At 69.9% G+C, this 23,224-nt stretch carries 38 protein-coding genes; 31 read left to right on the top strand and 7 right to left on the bottom strand.

What is annotated here, in order from left to right; all coding sequences use genetic code 11:
- On the top strand, positions 1-2,175 hold the full coding sequence (locus VF522_RS13240; protein ID WP_330908742.1) for an O-antigen ligase family protein: 2,175 nt from the start codon (positions 1-3) through the stop codon (positions 2,173-2,175).
- Here VF522_RS13240 and VF522_RS13235 read toward each other — a convergent pair.
- Positions 2,172-3,083 (bottom strand): folate-binding protein, encoded by a 912-nt coding sequence (locus tag VF522_RS13235; RefSeq protein ID WP_330908741.1) that lies wholly within the window; start codon positions 3,081-3,083, stop codon positions 2,172-2,174. The two genes, VF522_RS13240 and VF522_RS13235, sit on opposite strands and share 4 nt — an antisense overlap.
- Positions 3,084-3,097: 14 nt before the next feature.
- Here VF522_RS13235 and mltG point away from each other — a divergent pair, with 14 nt between their 5' ends.
- From mltG to VF522_RS13205, 6 genes are all read left to right on the top strand, one after another.
- Positions 3,098-4,132 (top strand): endolytic transglycosylase MltG, encoded by a 1,035-nt coding sequence (gene mltG, locus VF522_RS13230; RefSeq protein WP_414709520.1) that lies wholly within the window; start codon positions 3,098-3,100, stop codon positions 4,130-4,132.
- On the top strand, positions 4,129-4,764 hold the full coding sequence (gene tmk, locus VF522_RS13225; RefSeq protein WP_330908739.1) for a dTMP kinase: 636 nt from the start codon (positions 4,129-4,131) through the stop codon (positions 4,762-4,764). Before mltG ends, tmk begins: the two co-directional genes overlap by 4 nt.
- A complete protein-coding gene (locus VF522_RS13220) occupies positions 4,761-5,756 on the top strand; it encodes a DNA polymerase III subunit delta' (protein ID WP_330908738.1) in 996 nt (331 codons plus the stop codon). Before tmk ends, VF522_RS13220 begins: the two co-directional genes overlap by 4 nt.
- The gene (locus VF522_RS13215; protein WP_330908737.1) at positions 5,753-6,121 is read left to right on the top strand and encodes a PilZ domain-containing protein; all 369 of its coding nucleotides are present in this window, start codon (positions 5,753-5,755) and stop codon (positions 6,119-6,121) included. The genes VF522_RS13220 and VF522_RS13215 overlap by 4 nt, the downstream gene beginning before the upstream one ends.
- A 76-nt stretch (positions 6,122-6,197) precedes the next feature.
- Positions 6,198-7,004 (top strand): TatD family hydrolase, encoded by an 807-nt coding sequence (locus VF522_RS13210; protein WP_330908736.1) that lies wholly within the window; start codon positions 6,198-6,200, stop codon positions 7,002-7,004.
- Positions 7,001-7,660, top strand: coding sequence for an ankyrin repeat domain-containing protein (locus tag VF522_RS13205; protein WP_330908735.1), 660 nt, complete (start codon positions 7,001-7,003; stop codon positions 7,658-7,660). Before VF522_RS13210 ends, VF522_RS13205 begins: the two co-directional genes overlap by 4 nt.
- A gap of 35 nt (positions 7,661-7,695) precedes the next feature.
- Here VF522_RS13205 and VF522_RS13200 read toward each other — a convergent pair whose 3' ends face one another.
- On the bottom strand, positions 7,696-8,067 hold the full coding sequence (locus tag VF522_RS13200) for a hypothetical protein (RefSeq protein WP_330908734.1): 372 nt from the start codon (positions 8,065-8,067) through the stop codon (positions 7,696-7,698).
- A gap of 80 nt (positions 8,068-8,147) precedes the next feature.
- The gene (locus VF522_RS13195; protein WP_330908733.1) at positions 8,148-8,552 is read right to left on the bottom strand and encodes a helix-turn-helix domain-containing protein; all 405 of its coding nucleotides are present in this window, start codon (positions 8,550-8,552) and stop codon (positions 8,148-8,150) included.
- A 331-nt stretch (positions 8,553-8,883) separates the two neighbouring features.
- Between VF522_RS13195 and VF522_RS13190 the strand changes: the two genes are divergently transcribed.
- From VF522_RS13190 to VF522_RS13095, 20 genes are all read left to right on the top strand, one after another.
- Positions 8,884-9,573 (top strand): putative immunity protein, encoded by a 690-nt coding sequence (locus tag VF522_RS13190; protein WP_330908732.1) that lies wholly within the window; start codon positions 8,884-8,886, stop codon positions 9,571-9,573.
- A complete protein-coding gene (locus VF522_RS13185; protein ID WP_330908731.1) occupies positions 9,566-9,748 on the top strand; it encodes a hypothetical protein in 183 nt (60 codons plus the stop codon). Before VF522_RS13190 ends, VF522_RS13185 begins: the two co-directional genes overlap by 8 nt.
- A gap of 109 nt (positions 9,749-9,857) precedes the next feature.
- Positions 9,858-10,295 (top strand): hypothetical protein, encoded by a 438-nt coding sequence (locus VF522_RS13180; RefSeq protein ID WP_330908730.1) that lies wholly within the window; start codon positions 9,858-9,860, stop codon positions 10,293-10,295.
- Between the two features lie 485 nt (positions 10,296-10,780).
- Positions 10,781-10,954 (top strand): hypothetical protein, encoded by a 174-nt coding sequence (locus tag VF522_RS13175; protein ID WP_330908729.1) that lies wholly within the window; start codon positions 10,781-10,783, stop codon positions 10,952-10,954.
- 283 nt (positions 10,955-11,237) lie between these two features.
- A complete protein-coding gene (locus VF522_RS13170; protein ID WP_330908728.1) occupies positions 11,238-11,813 on the top strand; it encodes a hypothetical protein in 576 nt (191 codons plus the stop codon).
- On the top strand, positions 11,810-11,995 hold the full coding sequence (locus tag VF522_RS13165; protein ID WP_330908727.1) for a hypothetical protein: 186 nt from the start codon (positions 11,810-11,812) through the stop codon (positions 11,993-11,995). Before VF522_RS13170 ends, VF522_RS13165 begins: the two co-directional genes overlap by 4 nt.
- Positions 11,992-12,294: a hypothetical protein gene (locus VF522_RS13160; protein WP_330908726.1), complete on the top strand. Its 303-nt coding sequence runs from the start codon at positions 11,992-11,994 to the stop codon at positions 12,292-12,294. The genes VF522_RS13165 and VF522_RS13160 overlap by 4 nt, the downstream gene beginning before the upstream one ends.
- Positions 12,295-12,320: 26 nt before the next feature.
- A complete protein-coding gene (locus tag VF522_RS13155; RefSeq protein ID WP_330908725.1) occupies positions 12,321-13,013 on the top strand; it encodes a hypothetical protein in 693 nt (230 codons plus the stop codon).
- 89 nt (positions 13,014-13,102) lie between these two features.
- On the top strand, positions 13,103-13,267 hold the full coding sequence (locus tag VF522_RS13150; RefSeq protein ID WP_330908724.1) for a hypothetical protein: 165 nt from the start codon (positions 13,103-13,105) through the stop codon (positions 13,265-13,267).
- Positions 13,268-13,280: 13 nt separating this feature from the next.
- On the top strand, positions 13,281-14,120 hold the full coding sequence (locus VF522_RS13145) for a major capsid protein P2 (protein WP_330908723.1): 840 nt from the start codon (positions 13,281-13,283) through the stop codon (positions 14,118-14,120).
- A 15-nt stretch (positions 14,121-14,135) separates the two neighbouring features.
- Complete coding sequence (locus tag VF522_RS13140) at positions 14,136-14,432, top strand: hypothetical protein (protein ID WP_330908722.1); 297 nt, start codon at positions 14,136-14,138, stop codon at positions 14,430-14,432.
- Positions 14,433-14,435: 3 nt separating this feature from the next.
- Positions 14,436-14,636, top strand: a complete 201-nt coding sequence (locus VF522_RS13135; protein ID WP_330908721.1) for a hypothetical protein — start codon at positions 14,436-14,438, stop codon at positions 14,634-14,636.
- 41 nt (positions 14,637-14,677) lie between these two features.
- Positions 14,678-15,028, top strand: a complete 351-nt coding sequence (locus tag VF522_RS13130; RefSeq protein ID WP_330908720.1) for a hypothetical protein — start codon at positions 14,678-14,680, stop codon at positions 15,026-15,028.
- On the top strand, positions 15,025-15,411 hold the full coding sequence (locus VF522_RS13125) for a hypothetical protein (RefSeq protein WP_330908719.1): 387 nt from the start codon (positions 15,025-15,027) through the stop codon (positions 15,409-15,411). The genes VF522_RS13130 and VF522_RS13125 overlap by 4 nt, the downstream gene beginning before the upstream one ends.
- Complete coding sequence (locus VF522_RS13120; protein ID WP_330908718.1) at positions 15,411-16,160, top strand: hypothetical protein; 750 nt, start codon at positions 15,411-15,413, stop codon at positions 16,158-16,160. Before VF522_RS13125 ends, VF522_RS13120 begins: the two co-directional genes overlap by 1 nt.
- Before the next feature lie 6 nt (positions 16,161-16,166).
- Positions 16,167-16,856 (top strand): glycoside hydrolase family 104 protein, encoded by a 690-nt coding sequence (locus tag VF522_RS13115; RefSeq protein ID WP_330908717.1) that lies wholly within the window; start codon positions 16,167-16,169, stop codon positions 16,854-16,856.
- A gap of 3 nt (positions 16,857-16,859) precedes the next feature.
- Positions 16,860-17,216 carry a hypothetical protein gene (locus VF522_RS13110; protein ID WP_330908716.1) on the top strand — a complete coding sequence of 119 codons (357 nt, stop codon included), beginning with the start codon at positions 16,860-16,862 and terminating at the stop codon, positions 17,214-17,216.
- A gap of 4 nt (positions 17,217-17,220) precedes the next feature.
- Positions 17,221-17,523 (top strand): hypothetical protein, encoded by a 303-nt coding sequence (locus VF522_RS13105; protein WP_330908715.1) that lies wholly within the window; start codon positions 17,221-17,223, stop codon positions 17,521-17,523.
- Positions 17,524-17,525: 2 nt separating this feature from the next.
- The gene (locus VF522_RS13100) at positions 17,526-17,894 is read left to right on the top strand and encodes a hypothetical protein (protein WP_330908714.1); all 369 of its coding nucleotides are present in this window, start codon (positions 17,526-17,528) and stop codon (positions 17,892-17,894) included.
- On the top strand, positions 17,891-18,064 hold the full coding sequence (locus tag VF522_RS13095) for a hypothetical protein (protein WP_330908713.1): 174 nt from the start codon (positions 17,891-17,893) through the stop codon (positions 18,062-18,064). Before VF522_RS13100 ends, VF522_RS13095 begins: the two co-directional genes overlap by 4 nt.
- A 212-nt stretch (positions 18,065-18,276) precedes the next feature.
- On the opposite strand, the gene VF522_RS13090 is transcribed toward VF522_RS13095, so the two are convergent.
- A complete protein-coding gene (locus VF522_RS13090; RefSeq protein ID WP_330908712.1) occupies positions 18,277-18,408 on the bottom strand; it encodes a hypothetical protein in 132 nt (43 codons plus the stop codon).
- 58 nt (positions 18,409-18,466) lie between these two features.
- Positions 18,467-18,670, bottom strand: coding sequence for a hypothetical protein (locus VF522_RS13085; protein WP_330908711.1), 204 nt, complete (start codon positions 18,668-18,670; stop codon positions 18,467-18,469).
- A 170-nt stretch (positions 18,671-18,840) separates the two neighbouring features.
- Here VF522_RS13085 and VF522_RS13080 point away from each other — a divergent pair, with 170 nt between their 5' ends.
- From VF522_RS13080 to VF522_RS13070, 3 genes are all read left to right on the top strand, one after another.
- Positions 18,841-19,884, top strand: coding sequence for an RNA methyltransferase (locus VF522_RS13080; RefSeq protein WP_330908710.1), 1,044 nt, complete (start codon positions 18,841-18,843; stop codon positions 19,882-19,884).
- Positions 19,885-20,053: 169 nt separating this feature from the next.
- Complete coding sequence (locus tag VF522_RS13075; protein ID WP_330908709.1) at positions 20,054-20,431, top strand: TraR/DksA family transcriptional regulator; 378 nt, start codon at positions 20,054-20,056, stop codon at positions 20,429-20,431.
- A 33-nt stretch (positions 20,432-20,464) separates the two neighbouring features.
- Positions 20,465-20,881, top strand: a complete 417-nt coding sequence (locus VF522_RS13070; protein WP_330908708.1) for a phasin family protein — start codon at positions 20,465-20,467, stop codon at positions 20,879-20,881.
- A gap of 7 nt (positions 20,882-20,888) precedes the next feature.
- Here the strand turns inward: VF522_RS13070 and VF522_RS13065 are convergent, their stop codons facing one another.
- Together VF522_RS13065 and VF522_RS13060 are read right to left on the bottom strand one after the other, a co-directional pair.
- Positions 20,889-21,770: a hypothetical protein gene (locus tag VF522_RS13065; RefSeq protein ID WP_330908707.1), complete on the bottom strand. Its 882-nt coding sequence runs from the start codon at positions 21,768-21,770 to the stop codon at positions 20,889-20,891.
- A gap of 110 nt (positions 21,771-21,880) precedes the next feature.
- On the bottom strand, positions 21,881-22,507 hold the full coding sequence (locus tag VF522_RS13060) for a phosphoribosyltransferase (RefSeq protein ID WP_330908754.1): 627 nt from the start codon (positions 22,505-22,507) through the stop codon (positions 21,881-21,883).
- Positions 22,508-22,608: 101 nt separating this feature from the next.
- Between VF522_RS13060 and prs the strand changes: the two genes are divergently transcribed.
- Positions 22,609-23,224 (top strand): ribose-phosphate diphosphokinase (gene prs / locus VF522_RS13055; RefSeq protein ID WP_330908706.1); only part of this gene is annotated, 616 nt, incomplete at its 3' end.

Below are 23,224 nucleotides of genomic sequence, written 5' to 3'. Positions count from 1 at the left end.
ATGGCGCGGTCACCGTCGCCTGCGGCGCCCACGCCGCCCGCGGAGCCCGCCAACGACGGCTGGGCAGCCGCGCTGCTCGCCGGCATGCTGTTCCTGGCGCCCGCCGTGGGCGTGCCCGGCGAGGAGATGCTGCAGGACACGCTGAAGTCCATCGTCGTGTCCTTCTGCGCCCTGGTCGCGGCGCTGGTCTTCCTGCTGGCGCAGCGCGGGCAGGCGAAGGCCGTGCGCTGGCACGCCGTCGTGTGGCTGCCGCTGCTGCTGATGGCGTACGCGCTGGGCAGCATGGCCTGGTCGCATCCCTACCTGGGCGGGGTGGAGGCGGTGCGCTGGTTCGTGTTCGCGCTGATCGCCTGGCTGGCACTCAACGTCTTTTCGCGCGAGCGCCTGCCGCTGCTCGCCTGGTGCGTGCATCTCGGCGCGGTGGCGGCTTCGGTGTGGACCGTGATCCAGTTCTGGACCGGCGCGAGTCCCTTCCCGCAGGGACCGCCGCCGTCGTCCACCTTCATCAACCGCAACTTCTTCGCGGAGTTCGTGGTCTGCGCCTTGCCCTTCGGCGGGCTGCTGCTGGCGCGTGCGCGCCGCAGCTCCGCGATCGCGCTGCTGTCCGCGAGCATCGGCTTCGTCGTCGTCGCGCTGCTCATGACCGGCACGCGTTCGGCGCTGCTCGCGTTCTGGATGGAGCTGCTGGTGGTCGTGCCGCCGATCGCGTGGCGCTGCCGCGGCCAGCTCGCCTGGTCGCGGTGGGGCCGGGGTACGGCGCTGCTTCCCATCGTCGTGCTGCTCGGGACGGTGGCGGGCCTGGGCTCCATTCCCAGCGGCGACCCGCGCATCGTCGCGGAAGGCAAGGGCGCGGCGCCGTTGCTGCGCGGATTCAACCGCACCCAGTCGATCCAGGCCGGGGACGAGTCCGTGGGCCTGCGGCTGCTCATGTGGAAGGACACGGTGCGTGCCGTTGCCGCGCACCCGCTGGCCGGACTGGGCGCCGGCGCGTGGGAAAGCGAGATCCCGCTGTACCAGGCGGAAGGCGCCCAGCTGGAGACGGATTACTACGTCCACAACGAACCGCTGCAGCTCGTCGCCGAATACGGGCTCGCCGGCTGGATCTTCTTCCTGCTGCTCGCGGCCTGGCTGCTGCACGCCGCGTGGCGGACGTGGAGCGCGGACGGCGCTCCCGCGGAGGCCGAACGGCCCTGGCGCGCCGTGCTGCTGGCCAGCCTGTTCGCGCTGATGGTCGTGAGCAATGCCGGCTTTCCCTGGCGCCTTGCCACCACCGGCGCGCTGTTCGCGTTGTGCCTCGGCGCGCTCGCGGCATCCGATGCGCGCCTGGGCTACGCCGGCCGCTGGCAGGCGCGGGCGCTGCGCTGGTCGGGACGGCGATCCGGCATCGCACTGGCCGGCTGCGCCGCCTGCATGGCCCTGGCGCTGTTCATCGCGCAGCGCGCCGCGGAGAGCGAACGCAAGCTGGTGACGGCCGCGAAGATCGCCCTGGCGATCACGGCGTCGGGCAATCCGCAGCATCCCCGCTTCGATGCGGCCAAGCGCCACATCCTGCAACTCACGCGCGAAGGCATCGCGATCAATCCGCACTACCGCAAGATCACGCCGCTGATCGCCGACGAACTGGCGCGCTGGGGCGACTGGCCCGACGCCACCGCAATCTGGGAAAGCGTGCTGCGGTCACGGCCCTACGTGGTGGCGATCATCACCAATGCCGCGCGCGGGTATTCGATGATGGGACGCAACGACGTCGCCATGGCCTACCTGGAGCGCGCGCGGAGCCTCCAGCCGCGCGCGCCCACCGTGCTCTCGCTGGAAGTGGCGCTGCTGGCGCGCAGCGGCCAGCCGCAGCTCGCGATGCAGAAGGCCCGCGAGGCCCTGGACGCCGGCATCGCCGACGAGGACCTGGTCCACTCGTATTTCCTGCTGGCGCGGCAGGCGCGCGACTACCCCTTGGCGGCGGACCTGCTGCAGCGGCGCGTGCGCCAGTGGCCGGACAGCCGTCCGCGCAGCTACCTCCAGCTCGGCGCGCTCTACGCCAACGAACTCCAGGATCCGGCCCGCGCGCTGGAGGCCTACCGCCAGGCCGTCGCCAGCGCGGCCCCGCGGGAGCGCAGGGCGGTGCTGCAGCAGGTGCCGCCCGCGTACCGCGCGCAGCTCGGCGCCGTCGCGCCCTAGATGTCCTCGAGCAAGGGGTAGGGCAGCGGCAGCAACTGCAGCGACGCGCCCGTGGCGGAGCCCGCATGCAGGTCGCCGGCATCGGCGGCGGACAGCTGCAGCGACACGATCGCATCCCAGCCACCTTGCGGCGCCCGTGCCGCTTCGGTGACGAGGCCGGCAGGCTGTTCCGGCTCCGCGGCCTGGAACACCTCCTGGCCGGGCGTGAGTTCGCCTTCCGCATGCACGATGAAGGCGCGGCGCTTGAGCGTGCCGCGGAACTGGCTGCGGGCCACGACCTCCTGGCCGGGGTAGCAGCCTTTCTTGAAGTTCACGCCGCCCACCGATTCGTAGTTCAGCATCTGCGGCACGAAGGCTTCCACCACCGGCTGCGTGATGGCCGCGATGCCGCTGCGCACCTCGCCCCATTGCCACAGCGCGGGATCGAGCGCGGCGCCTGCGGGAACCGGCGTCCCGGCCGGCGCGACCCACAGCGCGCGCGGCTGGCCGTCGGCGGGGTACAGCCGCACGAGATCGCCACCGGCGAATTCCGTGCGCGACCACGGCGCGCCGGTGCCGGCATCCTGCAGCGCATCGCCCGCCAGCCCGGCCAGCGTGAACCCGGCCGACGCATCGCTCAGCTTCGCCTTGGAGCGCAACACGAACATGGACAGGCGCTTGAGCGTCGCGGGCAGCACGTCGCGGCTGCACACCAGCAGGATCTCGTCGCCCGCGCGCTTGAACGCGACGAAGCTCGCCAGCATGCGCCCCTTGGCATTGCAGAACGCCGCGAGGCGCGCGGTGTCCATGCCCAGCAGGGCGAAGTCCTGGGTCAGCTGTCCATGGAGGAACTTGGCGGCGTCCTCGCCTTGCGCGCGGATGACGCCGAGGTGGGGCAGGGGCGCAACACCGTGGAGCGGATGGGGCATGGCCTGAAGTTATCATGGCCGGGACATTCCACAGACGAAGCAGGGACGTGCGCCGTTTTCTTTCCACCTTGTTCTTGCTGGCGCTGCTGGCCGCCGCTGCCATCGGCGGCGCGGGCTGGTGGTGGGTCCACCAGCCGCTGCCTTTGCGCGGCAGCTCCGTGGACCTCTCGATCGAGCCCGGCACGCTGCCGCGCGGCGTGGCGCAGGCCGTGCGCGATGCCGGCGTCGACGTCGACCCGCGGCTGCTGTTCGCCTGGTTCCGCGTCTCGGGCCAGGGCCATCGCATCAAGGCCGGCAGCTACGAACTGGAACGCGGCATCACGCCGGAACGCCTGCTGGACAAGCTGGCCCGCGGCGACGTCACGCTGCGCGCCGTGACCCTGGTGGAAGGCTGGAACTGGCGCCAGGTGCGCGCCGCGCTGGCCAAGGCCGACGCGCTCAAGCCGGACACGGCCAACCTGGCCGACGCCGACCTGATGAAGCTCCTGGGCCGCGAAGGCGTGGCCCCCGAGGGCCGCTTCTTCCCAGACACCTACACCTATGCCAAGGGCTCCAGCGACGTGAAGGTGCTGCAGCGCGCGCTGCGCGCCATGGACAAGCGCCTCGCGCAGGCCTGGGCGCAGCGCAGCCCGCAGTCGATCCTCAAGACGCCGGAAGAGGCCTTGAACCTCGCCAGCATCGTGGAGAAGGAAACCGGCAAGGCCGCGGACCGCACGCTGATCGCCGCGGTGTTCCAGAACCGGCTGCGCGTGGGCATGCCGCTGCAGACCGATCCCACCGTGATCTACGGCATCGGCGAGCGCTTCGACGGCAACCTGCGCAAGGTGGACCTGCAGACCGACACGCCCTTCAACACCTACCTGCGCGCCGGCCTGCCGCCCACGCCGATCGCGATGCCTGGCAAGGACTCGCTGCTGGCCGCCGTGCAGCCCGCGCCCGGCAACTACCTGTACTTCGTGGCCAAGGGCAACGGCAGCAGCCATTTCAGCGGCTCCCTCGACGAGCACAACCGGGCGGTCAACAAGTACCAGCGCGGCATCAGCCAATGAGCCGCGGACTGTTCCTGACCTTCGAGGGCATCGATGGCGCGGGCAAGTCCACGCACATCGATGCGCTCGCCGCGGCCTTGCGCACTGCCGGACGCACCGTGGTGCTCACGCGTGAACCCGGTGGCACGCCGCTGGCGGAAAAGCTGCGGGCCCTGGCGCTGAACGATGCCATGGACCCGCTCACCGAGGCGCTGGTGATGTTCGCGGCCCGCCGCGACCACTTGCTGCAGGTGATCGAGCCGGCGCTGGCCCGCGGCGACGCCGTGCTGTGCGACCGCTTCACCGACGCCACCTTCGCCTACCAGGGCGGCGGCCGCGGCTTCGACCTGCAGGTGCTGACGACGCTGGAGCGCTGGGTGCAGAACGTGCCGGACGCGACGCTGCGCCAGCCGGACCTCACGGTGTGGTTCGACCTCGATCCGGCTGTCGCCGCGCAGCGCCTCGCGGGTGCCCGCGTGCCGGACAAGTTCGAATCGCAGCCGCAGGCCTTCTTCGCCCGCGTGGCGGCCGGCTACGCGGCGCGCCTGCAGGCCGATGCCGGCCGCTTCCTGCGCATCGATGCCGACCAGCCGCGCGAGGCGGTGTGGCGCGCGCTGGAAGCGGGCCTGCAGGACAAGGGCATCCTGCGATGACGGCTCCCTGGATCACCGGGCAGCTGCGCCGGCTGCTGGCGCAGCGCGGCCATGCCTGGCTGCTGCAGGGCCCTTCCGGGCTTGGACAGTACAACCTGGCGCTCGGACTGGCCAAGGCCTGGCTGTGCGACCGTCCCACGGCCGACGGCGCCTGCGGCCAGTGCGAAAGCTGCCACCAGGTCGACGTGCGTGCCCATACCGATCTCGCGGTGCTGATGCCCGAGACGGTGATGATGGACATGGGCTGGCCGTTGTCGGAAAAGGCGCAGGCCGACATCGACGACAAGAAGCGCAAGGCCAGCCGCGAGGTCCGCGTCGACGCCATGCGCGACGCGCTCGAGTTCGCGCAGCGCACCAGCGGGCGCGGCCGCGGCAAGGTGGTGATGGTGTATCCGGCCGAACGCATGAACCAGGTGACGGCCAACGCGCTGCTGAAGACGCTGGAAGAGCCGCCCGGCGACGTGCGCTTCGTGCTGGCCAGCGAAGCGGCGCACCAGCTGCTGCCCACGATCCGCAGCCGCTGCCTCGGCCACACCCTGGCGTGGCCCACGGCGGAGGAGGCGACGGCCTGGCTGCAGGAGGAGGGCGTTCCCGCGCCGGCCGCGCCCGGCTTGCTGCGCGCATCCGGTGGCCGTCCGGAAGACGCGTTGCGCCTGCACCAGGCCGGACTGGACGCCCGGAGCTGGTCGCAATGGCCCAAGGCGTTGGTGCGGGGCGACATCGCGGGGGTCGCGAACTGGAGCCCGGCGCAGCTGGTCGAGTCGTTCCAGAAGCTGTGCCACGACCTGCTGGCGCTGCGAACGGGTGCGAAACCGCGCTTTTTCGAGCCCGGGGACCTGCCGCCGGCGGCTTCCGTCGCGGCCCTCACCGGCTGGTGGCGCGACCTGGCCGAGACTTCCCGCACGGTCGACCACCCTTTCAACGCGGGACTGATGCTGGAAGACCTTGTGGCGCAGGCGCGGGCGGCCCTAAACTCGAAAGCCAACCCATGAGCACACACGCCGCAGCCCCCGCCACCCCGCGCCCGAGCGTCATCCAGCTGGCCATCAAGGAGAAGGCCGCGCTGTATGCCGCCTACATCCCGCTGTTCGCCGACGGCGGCGTGTTCATCCCGACCACGCGCGAGTACAAGCTGGGCGACGACGTGTACGTGCTGCTGTCGCTGCCGGACGACCCGCAGCGCTATCCGGTGGCCGGCAAGGTCGCCTGGGTCACGCCGGCGCGGGCCGCGGCCAACCGCACGCAGGGCGTCGGCGTGCGCTTTCCCTCGGATGACAAGTCCAAGCTGCTGAAGGTGAAGATCGAGGAGATCCTGGGCGGCCACCTGGCCTCCGAGCGTCCCACCCAGACGATCTGATCCTCCCGTCCTAGAATCCGTCTTGCCAGCGCCGCGGGGCCACGAGCCTGCGCGGCGCGCCTGCTTTCGTGCCGCCATGTTCGTCGATTCCCACTGCCACCTCAGCTTCCCCGAACTCCAGTCCCAGTTGCCCGAGATCCGCCGGCAGATGGCGGACGCCGGCGTCGACCGCGCGCTGTGCATCTGCACGACGCTGGAGGAGTTCGAGGACGTGCACGCGCTGGCGATGGGCTACGACAACTTCTGGGCCTCGGCCGGCGTGCATCCGGACACCGAGAACCTGGCCGAGCCCACGGTCGCCAGGCTGCTGGAGCTGGCGGCGCGGCCCAAGGTGGTGGGGATCGGCGAAACCGGCCTCGACTACTACGACATGGAAGGCCGCAAGGGTGGCCGCACGGTCGCCGACATGGAATGGCAGCGCGATCGCTTCCGGGCCCACATCCGGGCGGCGCGCCAGTGCGGCAAGCCGCTGATCATCCACACGCGCTCGGCTTCCGACGACACCATCGCGATCCTGAAGGAAGAGGGCGAGGACGGCTCGCCGGGGGCCGCCGGCGGCGTCTTCCACTGCTTCACCGAAACGATGGAAGTGGCGCGGGCCGCCCTGGACCTGGGCTTCCACGTGTCCTTCTCGGGCATCCTGACCTTCAAGAACGCGGCCGACCTGCGCGAAGTGGCGCGCTTCGTGCCGGCCGACCGGCTCCTGATCGAGACGGACAGCCCGTATCTCGCCCCGGTGCCGTTCCGCGGCAAGACCAACACGCCGGCGCTGGTGCCCTACGTGGCCAGGCAGATCGCGGAGCTGCGCGGGCTGGCGGTGGAGGAGGTCGGCGAGCTCACGAGCCGCAATTTCGAGACGCTGTTCAGCGGCGTTCAGTCATGAGAAATTACGTCAGATTCTTTGTCTATCTATTTGTCCTTATTGGACTTTCCGTGGCGCGCGCCGGCTCCTACGAAGACTTCTTCGTGGCCATCAAGCAGGACAACCCGGGCAAGATCGCCGAGCTGCTGCAGCGGGGTTTCGACCCGAATGCGCTGGACCCGTCGGGCCGCCACGGCCTGTTCATCGCCGTGCACGAAGGCTCGCTCAAGGCCGCCGAGGCCCTGATCCAGTGGCCCAGGACGCAGGTCGAGTGGCGCAGCGCGAAGGACGAAAGCCCGCTGATGATCGCCTCGATGAAGGGCCAGAAGGAGATCGTGAAGAAGCTGATCGCCCGCGACGCCGACGTCAACAAGCCGGGGTGGGCTCCGCTCCATTACGCGGCCACGGGCGGGCACCTGGAGGTGATGCAGATCCTGCTGGACGAAAACGCCTTCATCGATGCGGAGTCGCCGAACAAGTCGACGCCCCTCATGATGGCGGCGATGTACGGCAGCACGGCGGCCGTGAAGCTGCTGCTGGAGGCCGGCGCGGATCCGACGATGCGCAACGAGCTGGGCATGTCCGCGGTGGACTTCGCCCAGAAAGGCAACCGGCGGGATGCGGCCGACCTGATCGCCGCCGCGATCCGCGCCCAGCAGCCCAAAGGCAAGTGGTGACAACCACTTGCCGCTGAAAGTTCGCTTGCCGGCGGCTACTGCGGCGCGCAGGGATTGACCAGTTGTACGCCAGCCGACATCACGCGGTTGTCCGTCTGGCAGCGGTTCATGTCGGAGTATTGGCCTTCGACGATGACACCCGGCGGGTTGTAGCGCAGCGTCGCGCGCGCGGTCATGCCGGCCACCGGTTCGGCCTGGCAACGGGCGGCGCGGCCGGCCAGCGCCTCGACGCGGCGGCAGAAGGCGTCGTCCGGATAGATGAACTGCCGGATCGCGTTGCCGGAAGCATCGCGGTACACCAGGTTGCGGCCACTGGATTCGGGCAGCGAGCTGGTGGCAGTGTTCTGTGTGGCGCAGCCGGCGGCGAGCATGGCCACCGCGGCGAAAATGGAAAGTCGCGTGATCAAGAGTTTCTCCCTTTGTCGTCCTGCCTCCGGATCCAGCCGGGGCGGCATGCTTTTTACCGCCGTTCGCCGCTGTCGGGGCCTCACGGTAACCGATAGCTCCCGCTGATACGATGCGTATTTCGCGCGGGATCACCCCCCGCGAACGTCGCCGATGCGGCCGAAGTTATGTCAACTTGGCCCTTCCTTCCGACGGCGGCGCTTCCGCCGCCGGGTGCTTTTCCCGAGATCCGCTGCAGCAGGCCCGCCAGCGCCGCGCGCGCCGGCTCTGAGTTGGTGCGCTCTGCGTGCTGGTCGAGGATGATGATTTCGGGCTCGACTTCGAGCGCCTCCGCCACCTTGACGGCGGTCTCGTCGTCCAGCGTGCGCGTGCCGCTGCGATAGTTGCTGATCGTGTTCCGGCTCAGACCGAGTTCCTTGGCGGCGCGATAGTCGCTTTCCCAGCCGCGCGCATCCTTCAGACGGTCAATCCACTCTGCTGCCTTCATGGCGTGCCCCTGCAACGTGACAGCGCGAGCATAGCCCAGCGCCCTAGGGCGTCAACACCCAATCGGCGTGAGCGCCCTTTGCCTGTTGACCGTTCTCGGGCCGTGGGCTACATTCCGCCTGCCCCCCGGTCGAGCAGCCGCTCATGGTGCCCGCAACGTTCCATTCCAGGCCGGGGGGTCCCTTCGGGGGCGGGCCACCGGCCGGCGGCATGGAAGAAACACGTTGCACACCTCCGACTCTCAAGCCGGCCAACGGGCCGCGACCACCCCCTCTAAGGCAGAGCACCCCGCCGACGGCACCCCGCTCGCGCCACTGTTCCCCAACGCCCCCTTGTGGGCCTGCACCAGCCTGGCGCGCCTGAAGCAGGCGCAGGCCTGCGCCGAGGGGTTCGCCAAGTTCAAGCGCCACATCAAGAAGACGCTGCCCTTCGTGGGCGAGGAAGACCCTGTGCCCCTGGCGGTGGCCTGCCAGTCCAACGATGTGAGCGACGTGCTGTGGGGTCTGCGGCACGCCTCCTGCGAGCCGTACAACGATGCGCGGCAGCGCGTCCTGCGCGAGCTGGCCTGCGACTTCGCGGAACGCGTGCTGGAGATATTCGAGAGGCGCCACCCCGACGACAAGCGCCCGCGCCAGTGCATCGAGGTCGCGCGCCGCTTCGCACGCGGCGAGGCGACGGACGAAGAGCGCCGCCAGGCGCGCGCCGACGCCTCCGCCTCCGCCGCCTCCGCCTCCGCCGCCGCCGCCGCCGCCTACGCCGCCTACGCCTACGCCTCCGCCTACGCCTCCGCCGCCGCCGACGCCTACGCCGCCTACGCCTACGCCTCCGACGCCGCCGCCGCCGCCGCCGCCGCCGCCGCCTACGCCTCCGCCTACGCCTCCGCCTCCGCCGCCCGCCGCACTGAGCGACAGTGGCAGCTTGATCGCCTGGCCGCGGTGCTTCGCGGCGAGGGCGGCGCAACAACTTCTCTCGAAGTTGCGCCGAACTCGCCGGACGCAGGCGAGGGCATCGGCCATGAGTGACGCCCGCCGCTTCCGCATCGAGGTCGATGCCGACGGCCAGCCCTTCGTGTGGGAGGGTCCGGCCACCACCGAGGCCACGGCCTTCCGCGAGGCTGCCACGCAGCTGGTCGACGAATTCCCGATGCTGCACGTCGATCGCCTGCGCGTGGTGTCATGCATCGAGGTGCCGGCTTGATGGCCCGCCTGCGCGAGGCTGTCGCGGAGGAAAAGGCCATCCTCGTGCTGCAGCTGCAGGATGCGATCACCGACATGCAGCTGCCGTTCCCGCGGGCACCCGCGGCTGAATGACCCGCTCGCAATACGGGCCCGCCGCTGGCACCAGGCAGGGCGCGGCGCCCCGCCTGGCGGTCCTCAAGGCGCCGCAGTTCATCCGCCTCGACCAGGCGGAGCTGACCTTCCTGCTGCACATGCTGCGCGACTCGCAGGCGCTGCACCTGTACCTGCTGCTGTGCGCGCACGCGGACTTCCGCAGCGGCGAGCTGTGCACAACCTACGCCCGCTTCATCGAGCTGATGACGCCCCCCCAGCCAGAGCGCGGCCGGCGCCGGCCAGGCCCCTCCTACCCGCAAGTGCGCCGCCTGGTCGACGACCTCGAAGCAATGAACCTGGTGCGCCGTGACCGCGCGCAGAACGCGGCTCACGGCCAGCTGCGGCTGTTCATCACGCCCCGTGATCGCCGCGAAAGCCAACCCACGCCCACAGCAAAAGCCCGCAGGATTTAACGCAGGGGCCGGCGACCGACTTTTCCCTCTGAGAGAGACCGCCTTAGGTGGGTATTTGGCGCAGGGTAACGCGCAGGGGTCTCAGGGAGGGAATTCAATTATTACTACCCCTGCGCGTACGCGCGCATTGGGCGGGTTCTTGTGCACAGAACATCCACAAACACAGCCCCCCTGAGGGGGCGAAACGACCCCCGGCGGCGCCGTCTACGCGGCGCCGCACCAGCGCCCAGCCCTGCACCAGGTGCACGCCGGCACCAGGGCCTCAGGAACAACCGTCACCAGGAAGAGAGCGGGCGAGCCGGCCGCACGGACACCGATCCGCCGGGCCGCATTAGGGCCGCCAGCGCGATAACGGCCGGTGGCCGAGGGGTAGGGGAGGGTGGGGTGCCCGAGCCCGCCTAAGGGCCGCTTGCCTTACTGCTGAGCCAGCCGTTACAGTCGTGCTCGACCGTTGCGGGCGTCATGGCACCACCACAGGAGCTTCCATGCGTCAGGTTTACACCTCGGTCCAGCCCATCTCCCCCCAGCACGCGCGCGCCGGCCAGGCCGGCGTGGTCTGGTCGATCCCGGCCAACGATCCCACCACCGTGGGCGTCAAGTGGGACACCGACGGCGCCGTCACCGTCGAAAACTGCGCAGACCTCCGCGTCCTGGGCTGATCGCATGGCCCGGATTGGCGAAATGCGCTGCATCAACCCGAGTTGCAGCTGCACGGACGTGGCGGTCAACGAGACCGCCGGCGGGAACCTGAGCGCGACGTGCCACAAGTGCGGCGCGCCCACCTTCGCCAAGAAGGGCACGAAGTGGCGCCGCGACTTGGAGGCCTCGCACCTCCGCCGCGATCCGCCCGAGGGTGAGCCTGCGCCGGCCCCGGCCGGCCAGCCGCCCGCGCCGGTCCCGGCGCCCGCGCGCCGCGCTGTCGGCACGATGCTGGGGTAAGGCATGGCGAACCCCGAACAACAAGCCATCAACGGCCAACCGCTGCAGCCTGCAGCTGCTGCGCCTGGTGCAGGCCCGCAGCTGTCGCTCGAAACCGCCAGCCAGGCGGAGAGCCTGGACCAGATCGAGGGCATCGCCACCAGCGCTTTCGGCAGTGGTGGATCTGCTGCACCTGGTGCCGGCCCGGTGGAAGTGCAGAAGACCAACGCGGTGCTGATCGCCGACACGCTGCAGACGGCGCGCGACATGTTCAGCTCGCTGACGCAGCTCAAGGCGCCCAAGGCGGTGCTCACCGATGCCGAGTGCGCCGACATGGGCAAGCTGTGGGGCGGCTGGTGCGATCGTCGCGGCATCCAGCTGGGGCAGTACATGGGCAAGCACCATGACACCTACCTGGCCGCGCTCGCCACCGTCGCCCTGGCCGTGAGCGTCTACCAGGCCACGGCGGCCGAACTCGCGCTGAGGAAGCCCGTGGACGTGAAGGCGAAGCCGCCGCAAGGCGACCAGGTCAAGGCGCCCGCGCCGGCCGCGCCCGCCGCGAACGACACCACGGCCACCTTCGTCGGAGGCGCCGCATGAAGGTCGGAATCCTGGACCTCATCGCCAAGCCGGTGCGCACGCCCCGCCCGATGGTGTCGCTCGCCCTGGTGCTGCCGGTCTTCCGTAAGGAGATCGAGGTGGATCCCACGCAGGCCCGCCAGCTCGCCGCCGAGCTGCTGCAGGCCGCCGATGCGGCCGACGGAAGAGGGCAGGTGCTGTGATCCCGCCGCGCGTCGAGGTGCTGAGCGCGCTTCCGAAGGTGTTCTTCCTGGAGCGTGTGCAGTGTGTGCTGCAGAATGGTCGATCGCTGCGGATCGAGCGAACGAACGACGAGAAGGGCTTCCCCCGCCGCTGGCGCCTGCTGTTCTGCGGTCGCGAGTTGATCGACGCTCAGTCGCCGATCACGTTCAACGGAATTGACCCCTTCGAACAGGAGGAAGAGCGGCTCGGTACCTTCTCCACGGCGCCGAACTACGTCCACTATCTCGACATAGATCGCCGGTTTGGGGACTTCCTTTGACGCCGCAGCTCGCCAAAGCCCTCACCATGTCCGCCTTCGGCGCGCGTGGCACGGGCAAGACCGCATGGTGTCGTCAGGAGATCGAGCGCCAGCTGCGCGCGATGAAGGTCCCGCGCCTGCTGGTGTGGGACTTCAAGCATGACCCCGGCCTGGAGGGCGTCGGCCAGCCGGTGCACACGATCAACGACCTGGCGCGCCTGGCGAAGGCGCCGAGCTTTCGCCTGCGCTACATGGTCGACCACACGAAGGACGTGCACGAACAGTTCAAGCTGTTCTGCCTCATCGCGTGGATCGCCGGTTGCCTGCTGATGTTCGTCGACGAGCTGCCCGAGGTAACACAGGCCAGCCGCGCGCCGGCCGAGTGGCGCCGCTGCGTCAACGTCGGCCGCGACTACGTCCAGGCCGGCCAACGGAAGTGGCTGGCGATCCTGGCCGCGGGGCAGCGCCTGGCCGAGACCGACAAAAGCTTCATCGACAACTGCGACGTCGTGCACTGCGGGCGCCTGGGCGCGGGCGATGCGCGCACGCTGGGCAGCATGTGGGGCGCGGATCCGAAGCGCTTCGTGGCGCTGCCGGACCTGCATTGGATCGAGAAGCGGGCGAGCTCGATCGAGCTGGTGCAGGGCGTTTTGACGTTCGGCGACGGCAAAAAAACAACGAACAAGGCCGCCAAGAAGGCCGCCGCGAAAAAAGTTCGGCCGCCGCGAAGCGCACCTTAGCCAGCCTACCTAAGGGTTGACGTTTCGCGCTTTGGCGCATCGCTGCTGCAGTGGGGGTCTGTCCCCTTTCTTCCACTGGAGAGCCCCTCATGCAGCAGCTGCTGACCAACGACACGACCAAGCGAGCGCTGGTCGCCGCCGCGCTCTACGCGGCCTACCGCTTCGCCCCGCACCCCGCGATCAAGACGGCCGCCATCGCCGTCGGCGCCGTGGCCCTGGCGAAGTACCTGCCGGTCGTGCAGGAAGTGGTGTAAGGGGAGCACGAACATGCAAAAGCAGATCGCGCTCGATCCCTTCCAGAACGTGGTGGCCGCCGGTGTGGCCATCTGCGACCTCAACAAGCTGCTGGGCACCGTCGTCGAGAAGATGACGTTCACCCTGGGCGGCACCTTCACCAAGGCCATGATCACCAAGATCGAGATCAAGGCCAACGGCAAGGTGATCTTCGAGACCGACGGCAGCAAGCTCGACGCCTCGAACCTGTACAACGGCGGCGCCGCCGACGCGACCATCCTGAAGCTCGACTTCATGGACCGCAAGGCCGTCACGGTCAACGCGCGCCAGGCCGGCGCCCTGGACCTGTCGCCCGCCTCGAAGATCACGGCACTGCGCCTGGAGGTGACCATTGCCGGCGCCACCGCGCCGACGCTGACCGGCCTCGCCGACGTGAGCGCCCCGACCGACGATGCGAGCGAACAGGCCATCCGCTTCCTCACCGTGCGCCGCCACCGCGCCACGGTGGTGATCGGCGCGGCCGGCCAGTTCGCGCTGCCGATCCCGCACCTCGACCCCGCCGGCGGCGGCTCCAACTACCGCCGCATCCACATCTACAGCGCGAACCTGACCGCGCTCAAGACGGTGCGCGAGGGCGTGACCGAGCACGAGCTGACCAAGCTGCAGAACGAAGCCTCGCAAAAGGACAACAGCAAGACGCCGCAGGCCAACCTGGTGGTGTTCGATCCGGTGCAGGACGGCCAGCTGCAGGGCCGCACCTGGGACACGCGCCCCGGCTCCGGCGTGCGCTCGGCGCAGTTCTACGCCACCTTCTCCGCGGGCGAAACCATCACCGTCGAGACGGAGGAGCTGCTGCCCGTCGCCGCGTACTGATCGAAGGGAGGCGGCATGTCGCTCCTTCCCGACGAACAGGACCAGGACGCCCTGCGGCCGTTGCGCGCCTTCGTGGGCGCCGTCAACGGCTGGCTGGGTGGCACCGGTGACCAGAGCTACGCCGGCACGGACGGCCAGGCGGTCAATCCGCCGCGCCAGTTCATGACGCTGGGCCCGCAGGGCATCTCCCTGGAGGGCACGCAGACGCAAGTGGCGGCGCCGGCCAGCGCGGGCTTCAACATCCCGCCGATCGCGCTGGTGTTCGGCGCCGGCCTGGCGGTCGCCTGGCTGGTCTCGAACAACCGGAGGTAACCCGTGGGGCCTATCTCCGCTTCCGCGAGCAGTGGCGCCTCCGGCGGCACCTCCGGCACCGGCACCAGCGGCTGGGGCAACGGCGACTGGAGCATCAACCTGGCCGGCAGCGGCCAGTCGGTGCAGGCCGCCGGCTCGCTGCCGCTGCTGCTGGGGATCGCTGCGCTTGCTGGTGTCGCCGCATGGCTGCTGCTGCGCAAGTAACCCTTCGCCAGCTCGATTGGACGGCTGACGCCATCGAGGCCATGCGACCGAGCGCCGAGGCTTCGCCCTGGGCGCTGGTCGAAGGCTTCAAGAACTGCCTGGGCAACGCGCATCTGTTCGAGATCGGCATCGAGGGCCAGCGCGTGCTGATCGCGCTGCGCGGCTCCGAGCTCGAAGGCGGCCGGCTGCTGGATGTGGTGGGCATGCGGTCGCTCGGCGACAGGGCGCGCCCGCACCAGGTGCTGCCCGTGATCGAGGCCCTGGCGCGCCAGGTCTACCAGGCGGATCTGCTGTCCATGTGCACGCGGCATCCGCACCTGGTGCGCGCCTGCGTCCGCGAGGGCTGGACCGACGTCGCGCGCATCGTCAACAAACCCCTGAGGCTTCAATGAGCAGCAGCAAGAGCAGCCAAAGCAGCGCTCAGCACTACACCGACAACCGCGCGGTGCTGGGCGAGAACTCGCTGTACGCGAACAACGGCGCCTCCGTCACCGTGTTGGACGGCGGCGCGATCCAGACCGCCGCGTCGATCGCCGAGTCGGCGATCGCGGGCAACGTGGGTGCGCTCAATACCGCGCTCTCCTTCGGCAACAAAGTGCTGGAGGCGGGCAAGTCGCAGACCGATCGCGCCCTCGACAACCTGCAGGCCACGCAGACCATGGTGGCCGGCGCCTACGAGGACGCCAAGGGCCGAGGCCAGTGGACCGACCTGATGCTGATCGGCGCCGTCGCCGGCTCGCTGCTGGTGGCCGGCCTGGCTGTGAGAGGAAACTGATGCTGCCCGCGAAAATCTACCCGATCGTCATTCCCGCCGGCGGGGCCTTTCCGCTGCAGGTGCACGGCGATATGTTCAAGGTGCTGAGCTCCACCGGGACGCTCACCGTCACCGGCGACAGCTTCGGCAACATGGGCCAGGTTCTGCCTGGTCAAGGCTTGGAGCGCACGCCCTTCACGCGCCTGCTGCTCACCGACACCAGCGGCGCCGTCAACGTCGTGCAGCTGCTGGTGTCCGGCGCCGGCTTCATCGATGACCGCATCACGGGCGAAGTGTCCGTGATCGACGGCGCCAAGGCGCGCACGCTCTCGCTGCGCGCGTTCTCCGGCTTCGTGTACCAGGCCGGCGTCGCCGCCAACTACTCCGCGGTGCAGCTGCTGAACAAGGTCGGCTCCGGCAGGCGGATCGTGGTGTCGCAGATCATCTGCATGTCGACCAACTCGAATTGGTTTGCCAGCCTGCAGCTGGCGGGCGCCGCCATCGGCGCCGTCTACGGCGCTGGCCCGGCATCGAAGAGTGGCGGCGGCGCGGCGGACACGGTCGGCGAACTGCGCGCGGTGGCTGCGGTGGCCTCGTACGCCGCCGGCAACGAAATTGCGCAGATCTGCGGGCTGCAGAACACCACCGCGATCTACAAGCTGACCGAGCCGGTCGTCCTTGCTCCCGGGCAGGCCATCGTCGCCGGCATCACCAACCTGGTGAACGTGTCGCTGGGCGCGACGTTCGAGTACTTCACCGAGGACGTCTGAAGCCCTATGCGGCTGCTCGTTGCCATCGTCGCTGCTGCGGGCCTGGGCCTGTGGCTCGCCAGCCGCGACGGCTTCGCGCTGTCGCCGCTGTCGTGGGACGGCGAGGCCGAGGCGGAGCAGGGCGCCACCTGGTGGGACGAGCTGCAGACCACGCTGGACCCGGAGACCTACATGCAACCCGACACCGTGACCACGCCCGTGGCCGCCGGCAACGTGGCCGCCTTCCTGTCCATGATTCGCTTTGCCGAGGGCACGGCGGGTCCGGACGGCTATCGCACGCTGTTCGGCGGGCGTCTGTTCTCCGGCTTCGACGATCACCCGCGCATCGCCGTGCAGTTCCGCGACCAAGCCGGCCGCACGCTGTGGACCACCGCGGCCGGCGGCTACCAGGCCATGGCGGTGTCGCCGCTTCCGAGCGGCGGCAGCACGCGCGTCAACACCTGGGACCGCATCAAGGCCAAGCTGCAGCTGCCGGACTTTTCGCCGGCCTCGCAGGATGCCTTCGCCATCGAGCTCATTCGCGAGCGCGGCGCCCTGGGCGACGTGATCGCCGGGCGCATCGCCAGCGCCGTGCGCAAGTGCGCCGCCGAGTGGGCCAGCCTGCCCGGCGCCGGCTACGCCCAGCCCGAACGCAAGCTGTCGCAGCTGCTGGCCGCCTACCAGGGCGCCGGCGGCATCACCGTTTCCGAGGCCTGACCCATGAAAGACAACCTCTCCACTCTCCTGATCCTGGGCGCCGTCGGTGCCGGCGCCTTCTACGTGTACAAGCGCATGCGCCCGGCCACGGCCGCCGCGGCGCTGCCGCCGACGAACTCGCCCGCCGCGCAGCAGCTGTACCAGCGCAACGACTCGCAGCTGTGGCGCCAGATCGGCGGCATCCTGGGCGGCCTGGTGAACAGCGTGGACGGCTCGTCGTCGCCGTCGGTCACGGTGCCGGGCTCGGGCGCCAGCGGCGGCTACATCGGCGACGAGGCCGTCTATGTGCCCGACGCGGCGGCCGTGAACCCGGTCAACATCTCGTCGGCCTTCAACTACGGCATGAGCCTGTTCGGCTGACGCCATGAAGCTGCAGCCCATCTCCGGTGACCTGGTGGTGAAGCTGGCCGTGGGCGCCGCCCTGGTCGGTGTCGCCTGGTACGGTCTGCGCGCCATGCGCGAGACCTTCGGTGACGCCTTCGACGGCGCCGCCGAGTGGGCCGACAACCTGGCGCACACCACGCTCAACCCTCTGAGCACCGACAACGCCGCGTACACGGGCATCAACCGCGTGGGCGGCGCCCTGGTCACGGCACCCGACGGCCCCGGCAAGAACGCCGACGGCTCCTGGTCGCTCGGCGGCTGGCTGTACGACGTGACGCACTGACCATGGATCCGATCACCATCCTCACCGCGCTGCTGCCCCTCGTGATGGAGGGCGGCAAGTACGCCGTGCAGAAGTGGCTGGCGCCCGAGAGCGTCAAGCCCGGCACCTTCCTCGAGTTCCTGCAGCTGCGGCAGCTCGAGCTCGATCAGTTCAAGGCCATGCAGGGCGGCGATGGCGAGTCGTACCGCTGGGTCGCCGCGGTGCGCCAGCTGCAGCGGCCCGCCGTCGTCGTCGGCGTGGTGGGCACCTGGTGCGTCCAGGCCGCCGCGGGCGAGGTCTCGCCCATGGTGGCCAACATGGCCAGCAGCGTGAGCTTCTACCTGTTCGGCGATCGCACGCTGTTCTACGTGGCCGGGAAGGCTTCGAAGTGAAAGCCTCGTCGCCCTCGACCTGGCCGGCCTGGCTGGTGCCGCTGATCGTGTCGCAGGCCATCGGCGTGGGGACCACCTACGCCGCGATCCGCTCGGACCTGCGCGAGGCCCTGGTGCGCGTGGAGCTGCACGAGAAGCGCCTCGATCGCCTGGAGGACCGCAAGCCGTGACCACACCCGCCTGGATGCCCACGCGCGACGAGATCGTCAAGCACCTGGTGCTGGCCGCCATCGTCGGCGCTGCCGCCTATGCGGTGCACCGCCTGGTGCGCTAGCTGATCCCGCGGCCGCGGCGCGATCGGGCGCCCGCCGGCCTGGCTCTTTCACAATTCAGGTTCATGCAAGGCAAGGCTTGCCCCGGGCTGGCGGCCCGGGGTCTTTTCTTACTGCACCAGCCACGCGAGCACCATCCCGCACTCGGGTGCCCAGCGCACGATCGTGACCGCGGCGAACGCCGCGACACCCACGACAGCCACAGCGGCCAGCAGCTGCAGCTCTTCGGATGCGCGGCTCAAGCTGGCCGCCAGTTTCTCCGCCATTGTTCTTACCCCCTGTTGCGCAAGCGGCGCGATGTTAACGATTGAGCTCTGGTGATGGCAAGGGTGGTCGAAAGTTCGCGAGCTTCGATGCTGCGATCTTTTCGACTACGCGCCAGGACTGCACGTAAGGCAGAAAGCGCGGGCTGTCGGGTGTGATGCCCGCCACGCGGGCGCACCAGTCGACGACTTCCGGCCAGGTCACGGGCACCTGGCCGAACAGGTCGGGTCCTTCGGTCATGCTTTTTCCCTCGCGCGCTTCGAGCGGCGCGCGTAGCTGGGAGAATGTCAGGCCGCGAAGTGCGTGGGGGCCGGCGTGACGGCCTGCAGCAGCCGGTGGACCATGATGGCCATCGGGCTGGGCTGGCGCCGGCGGCTTGTGTTGATACGATGCGTATTATGTCAAATCACATGGATGGAAGATCGATCGCGGATTGGAGGCAACGTCTCCAGGACGCCGGCGCCAACCCCGCCCATGCCTACCGCGTGCTGCGCCTGTGGACCAACGCGCTGCCCCAGGACAGCGGCAAGCGCCGCATCGAGGACTTCCTGCCGCAGTCGCTGCGCGATGCGCTGCCTGCGATCGAAGCCGGCCTGCACGGACTTGCGCGGCTGAAATCGATCCATCCCGGCTCCGATGGCTCCGAGCGCCTGCTGGTCGAACTGGCCGACGGCCAGACGGTGGAAAGCGTGCTGCTGCCGCGCGAGGGCCTGTGCGTGTCGACCCAGGTGGGCTGCGCGGTCGGCTGCGTGTTTTGCATGACCGGCCGCGACGGGCTGGTGCGGCAGGTCGGCAGTGCCGAGATCGTGGCCCAGGTCGCCCTCGCCCGCGCCCGCCGGCCGGTGAAGAAGGTGGTGTTCATGGGCATGGGCGAGCCGGCCCACAACCTGGACCACGTGCTGGAAGCCATCGAACTGCTCGGCACCGCCGGCAACATCGGCCACAAGAACATCGTGTTCTCCACGGTCGGCGATCCGCGCGTCTTCGAACGCCTGCCGCTAGGCCGCGTCAAGCCGGCGCTTGCGCTGTCGCTGCACACGACCAAGCCCGGCTTGCGCGAGCAACTGCTGCCGCGCGCACCGCGCCTGACGCCGCAGGAGCTGGTCGAGGCCGGCGAACGCTACGCGCGCAGCACCGGCTATCCGATCCAGTACCAGTGGACGCTGATCGAAGGCGTCAACGACGGCGAGGACGAACTGGAAGGGATCGTGCAGCTGCTCTCCGGCAAGTACGGCGTGCTGAACATGATCCCGTTCAACAGCGTCGACGGCCTCGACTTCCGCCGGCCGTCCTGGGAACGCGCGGCCGAGATCGCCCGGACGCTGCATCGCCGCGGCATCCTCACCAAGCTGCGGCAGTCGGCGGGACAGGATGTGGACGCGGGCTGCGGCCAGTTGCGGGCGCGCAGCGCGCGCACGATCCCGCTGAGGCGCGCCGACCCCATCGCGCCCTAGACCCGTCGAGCTCGAGGCCCGGATGCCGCGTTTTTCGTAACGACGCGGATTCAAGTGTATGCAGGCAGCACTCCGCGGCTTAGGCATGTCGTGCGCAGGGGAGTTGCTGCAAATCAAGGTCGCGCGGCCTGCCAGGTCCAGAATCCTGCCATCGTCCTCGAGGTCTGCCATGCGCGCCGTCATCGACACCACCGCCCCCTCCCCGCAACTCACGCTGATCGCGCAGAAGCTGCGCCTGCGAGAGGGCGAACTGCGCACCGCGATGCATGCGACGGCTCCGCTGGGTGACCACCTGCCGGAGGTGCAGGACTTCAAGGACGTCGCGGCGGAGGAAAGCCGCGCGCTGCTCGACGAAGCCGCGTACGCGCACGCGGCCGAAGAACTTTCGCAGGTGCTCGCGGCGCAGCGCCGTGTCGACGAGGGGACCTATGGCCTGTGCGAGGATTGCGGTGAAGCGATCGACGAGCGCCGGCTGGTGGTGCTGCCCGCGACGCGTTTCTGCACCGCCTGCCAGGCGATCCACGAACGACCCGGCACGGGGCGCTGACCCCGCCGCCACTCCACACCAGAGGAGGCCACCATGGCCGTGAGGAACATCCGCTCCGCGCCGTCGGCGCAGCAGCCCGCCGCATCCGCGCCGTCCGCCAACGACTGGGCGACCGATTTCACCCGCCAGCAGATGCTGGTGGCCAGCGAAAGCGCGTGCGCCCTCTTCCGAGGCTTCCAGGCGATACGCGGTATCCAGGAGCAAGCCGCCCAGCACGCGGCCGAAAGGCATGCGGAGGGCATCGAGCGGCTGCGCCGGGCCGGCAACGCGCTGGACCTGATGAGCGTGCAGGGCGAGCTGATGCGCTCCGACCTGGAAAGCGCCACGCAGTACTGGCAGCAGCTGGCCGGCGCGGCGCTGGAGATGAACACGGAACTGGTCGGATGCACGGCGCACCTGGTCGGCACCGAGGACCTGTTCGGCGCGACCCGCTTCCTCCGTCGCGCCTGAGGTCGTATCAACGCACCGCGGTCTGCCGCTCCACTTCGTTGCGCTTCATCCGCAGGTAGGCCTCGCGTTCCAGTTCGCGCAGTTGCCGCGGGAACTTCTCGGTGGCGTCGAACCACGCCTGCAGGCGCTTCTCGACCTGCTGTTCCGGAGCCGCCGACAGGGAATCGAGGTAGGCGTCGATCGCCAGGTAGTAGCGCATCGTGTTGCGCTCGGTGACGCCGCGCATGCCGGCGACGAAGCCCTCGTCGCCGCCGGACTGCTTCACGCGGGTGAAGCCCACCTTGTCGCGGCCGACCGTGCCGAGGTACAGGGACATGGCGAGGTCGCTCGCGCCGCCGTAGCTGAGTCCGTATCCCATGTGCAGGAAGGTGCGGCCGCCCTCCAGCGGGATCGCCTCGGCGAGCAAGCGGTAGTCGCGCGTGTCGTAGGGGCCGTCCGCCGCATCCATCTGCACCGACAGGTAGTCGCCCTGGACTTGCGGCGCGCGCCAGGCGAAGGCGAGGAGCGTCGCCGACCGGACCTCCTGCGGCTGCTTCTTGCCCACGCGCACCTCCACGCGGGTGGCGCCCTGGCCGTCCACGCGGCGGCAGTACTTGGTGTTCATGTGCAGGATGAGGATCTCGCACCACTGCGCCGGGTCGGACAGCGCCGCCGACACCGCCTGGAAAGGATGGTCCACCACCGCGTAGACGTCGCCGTCGATGCGGCGGGCGCTTTCCTGCGACTGCAGCACCAGGGGCCCGCCGAAGGCGCTGCCGGCGAGCTGGGGCGCGAGGCTGGCGTGGCGCGCCCGCAGCGCGGACGGCCCGGCGGCAGCGGCGGCCTGCGCGGCCAGCGGAAAGGCGAAGGCGGCGAGCAGCAGCGCCGCCCAGGAGCGGAATTTGTTCATGGCGAAATGGGCCGCGGACGCCCGCAGGGTCGCGGCAGCTTGGAGTCCCGAATTGCTTAGGAGCAGCCGGAAGCCGGGAAGTTCACCCAAGGCGCTGCCGTCGCCACGGCTCAGGCAGCCGGTGCCGTGCGGGCCTCGCGCAGCAGCGACACCACTTCATCGTCGCCGAGCTGCGGGAAGGCGGCATAGAACTGGCTCACCGCGTTGAAGCGGCGCGGCGTCTGCAGGCACACCACCTCGTCGGCATGCTCCGCGACCAGCCTGGCGCTCTCCGGCGAAGCCACCGGCACCGCGCACACCAGGCGCGCGGGAGCGCGCTGCCGCACCGCATGCAGGGCGGCCACCATGGTCGAACCGGTCGCGAGGCCGTCGTCCACGACGATGACGATGCGCCGCGAAGCTTCGATGGGCGGCCGGCCGGGCGTGTACAGCTCGCGCCGGCGCTGGAGTTCCTCCAGCTCGAAGAGCTTCTGCTCGTCGACGTACGCGAACGTCGCGCCCACCTCGCTCGCATGCGGCGCGAGGTAGACCCAGCCGGATTCGTCCACGGCGCCGATCGCGAATTCCGGCGCGCCGGGCGCGTGCAGCTTGCGCACCAGCACGACGTCCAGCGCGCCGCCGAGCCGGCTTGCGATGAGGGCCGCCATCGGCACGGCGCCGCGCGGAATGGCGAGAACGAGGGGATGCAGGTCCCGGTACCGGGACAGCGCGTCCGCCAGCTGCGTGGCGGCGTCCATGCGGTCGGCGAACACGGTCGGTTCCTCCTGTCGCTGGCGCGTATCTTGCGGCTAGACTACGACGCAGTCCAGTCCGATTCCGTCGACCACGCCGAGGACGCATGAACCTCCTCCTGCTCGCGCTGCCCGGCGCCGAACCGCTCGCCGAGGCGCTGGCCGCCCGGCTGCACTGCGCGGCCAACATGGTCGAAGTGCACCGCTTCCCCGACGGCGAGGGGGTCGTGCGGCTGCGCACCGCGGTCAGCGGACGGCGCGTCGTGCTGGTGGCACACCTGGACCATCCCGACGAGAAGACCCTGCCCCTGCTGTTCGCCGCCGACGCCGCGCGCGAACTGGGCGCCACCGAGGTCGGGCTGGTCGCGCCCTACCTGCCCTACATGCGCCAGGACGACCGCTTCCGCCCGGGCGAGGCGATCACCTCGCGGACCTACGCCCGCATCCTGTCGTCCACCTTCGACTTCCTGTTGACGATCGATCCGCACCTGCACCGCTGGCCCGGCCTGGATGCGATCTACACGATCCGCAGCCAGGTCGTGCCGGCCGCGCCGGCGATCGCCGAATGGCTGCAGCGCGAGGTGCCGCGGTGCATCGTGGTCGGCCCGGACGCCGAGAGCGAACAATGGGTGGGCGACGTCGCCCGGCGGGTGGGCGCGCCCTATGTCGTGATGACCAAGGTGCGCCGCGGCGACCGCGACGTCCAGGTGCAGCTGCCGGCCG

The sequence above is a fragment of the Ramlibacter sp. genome (assembly GCF_036383835.1).
GTDB lineage: Bacteria > Pseudomonadota > Gammaproteobacteria > Burkholderiales > Burkholderiaceae_C > Ramlibacter.
This window is presented reverse-complemented; position numbering and strand designations above follow the sequence as displayed.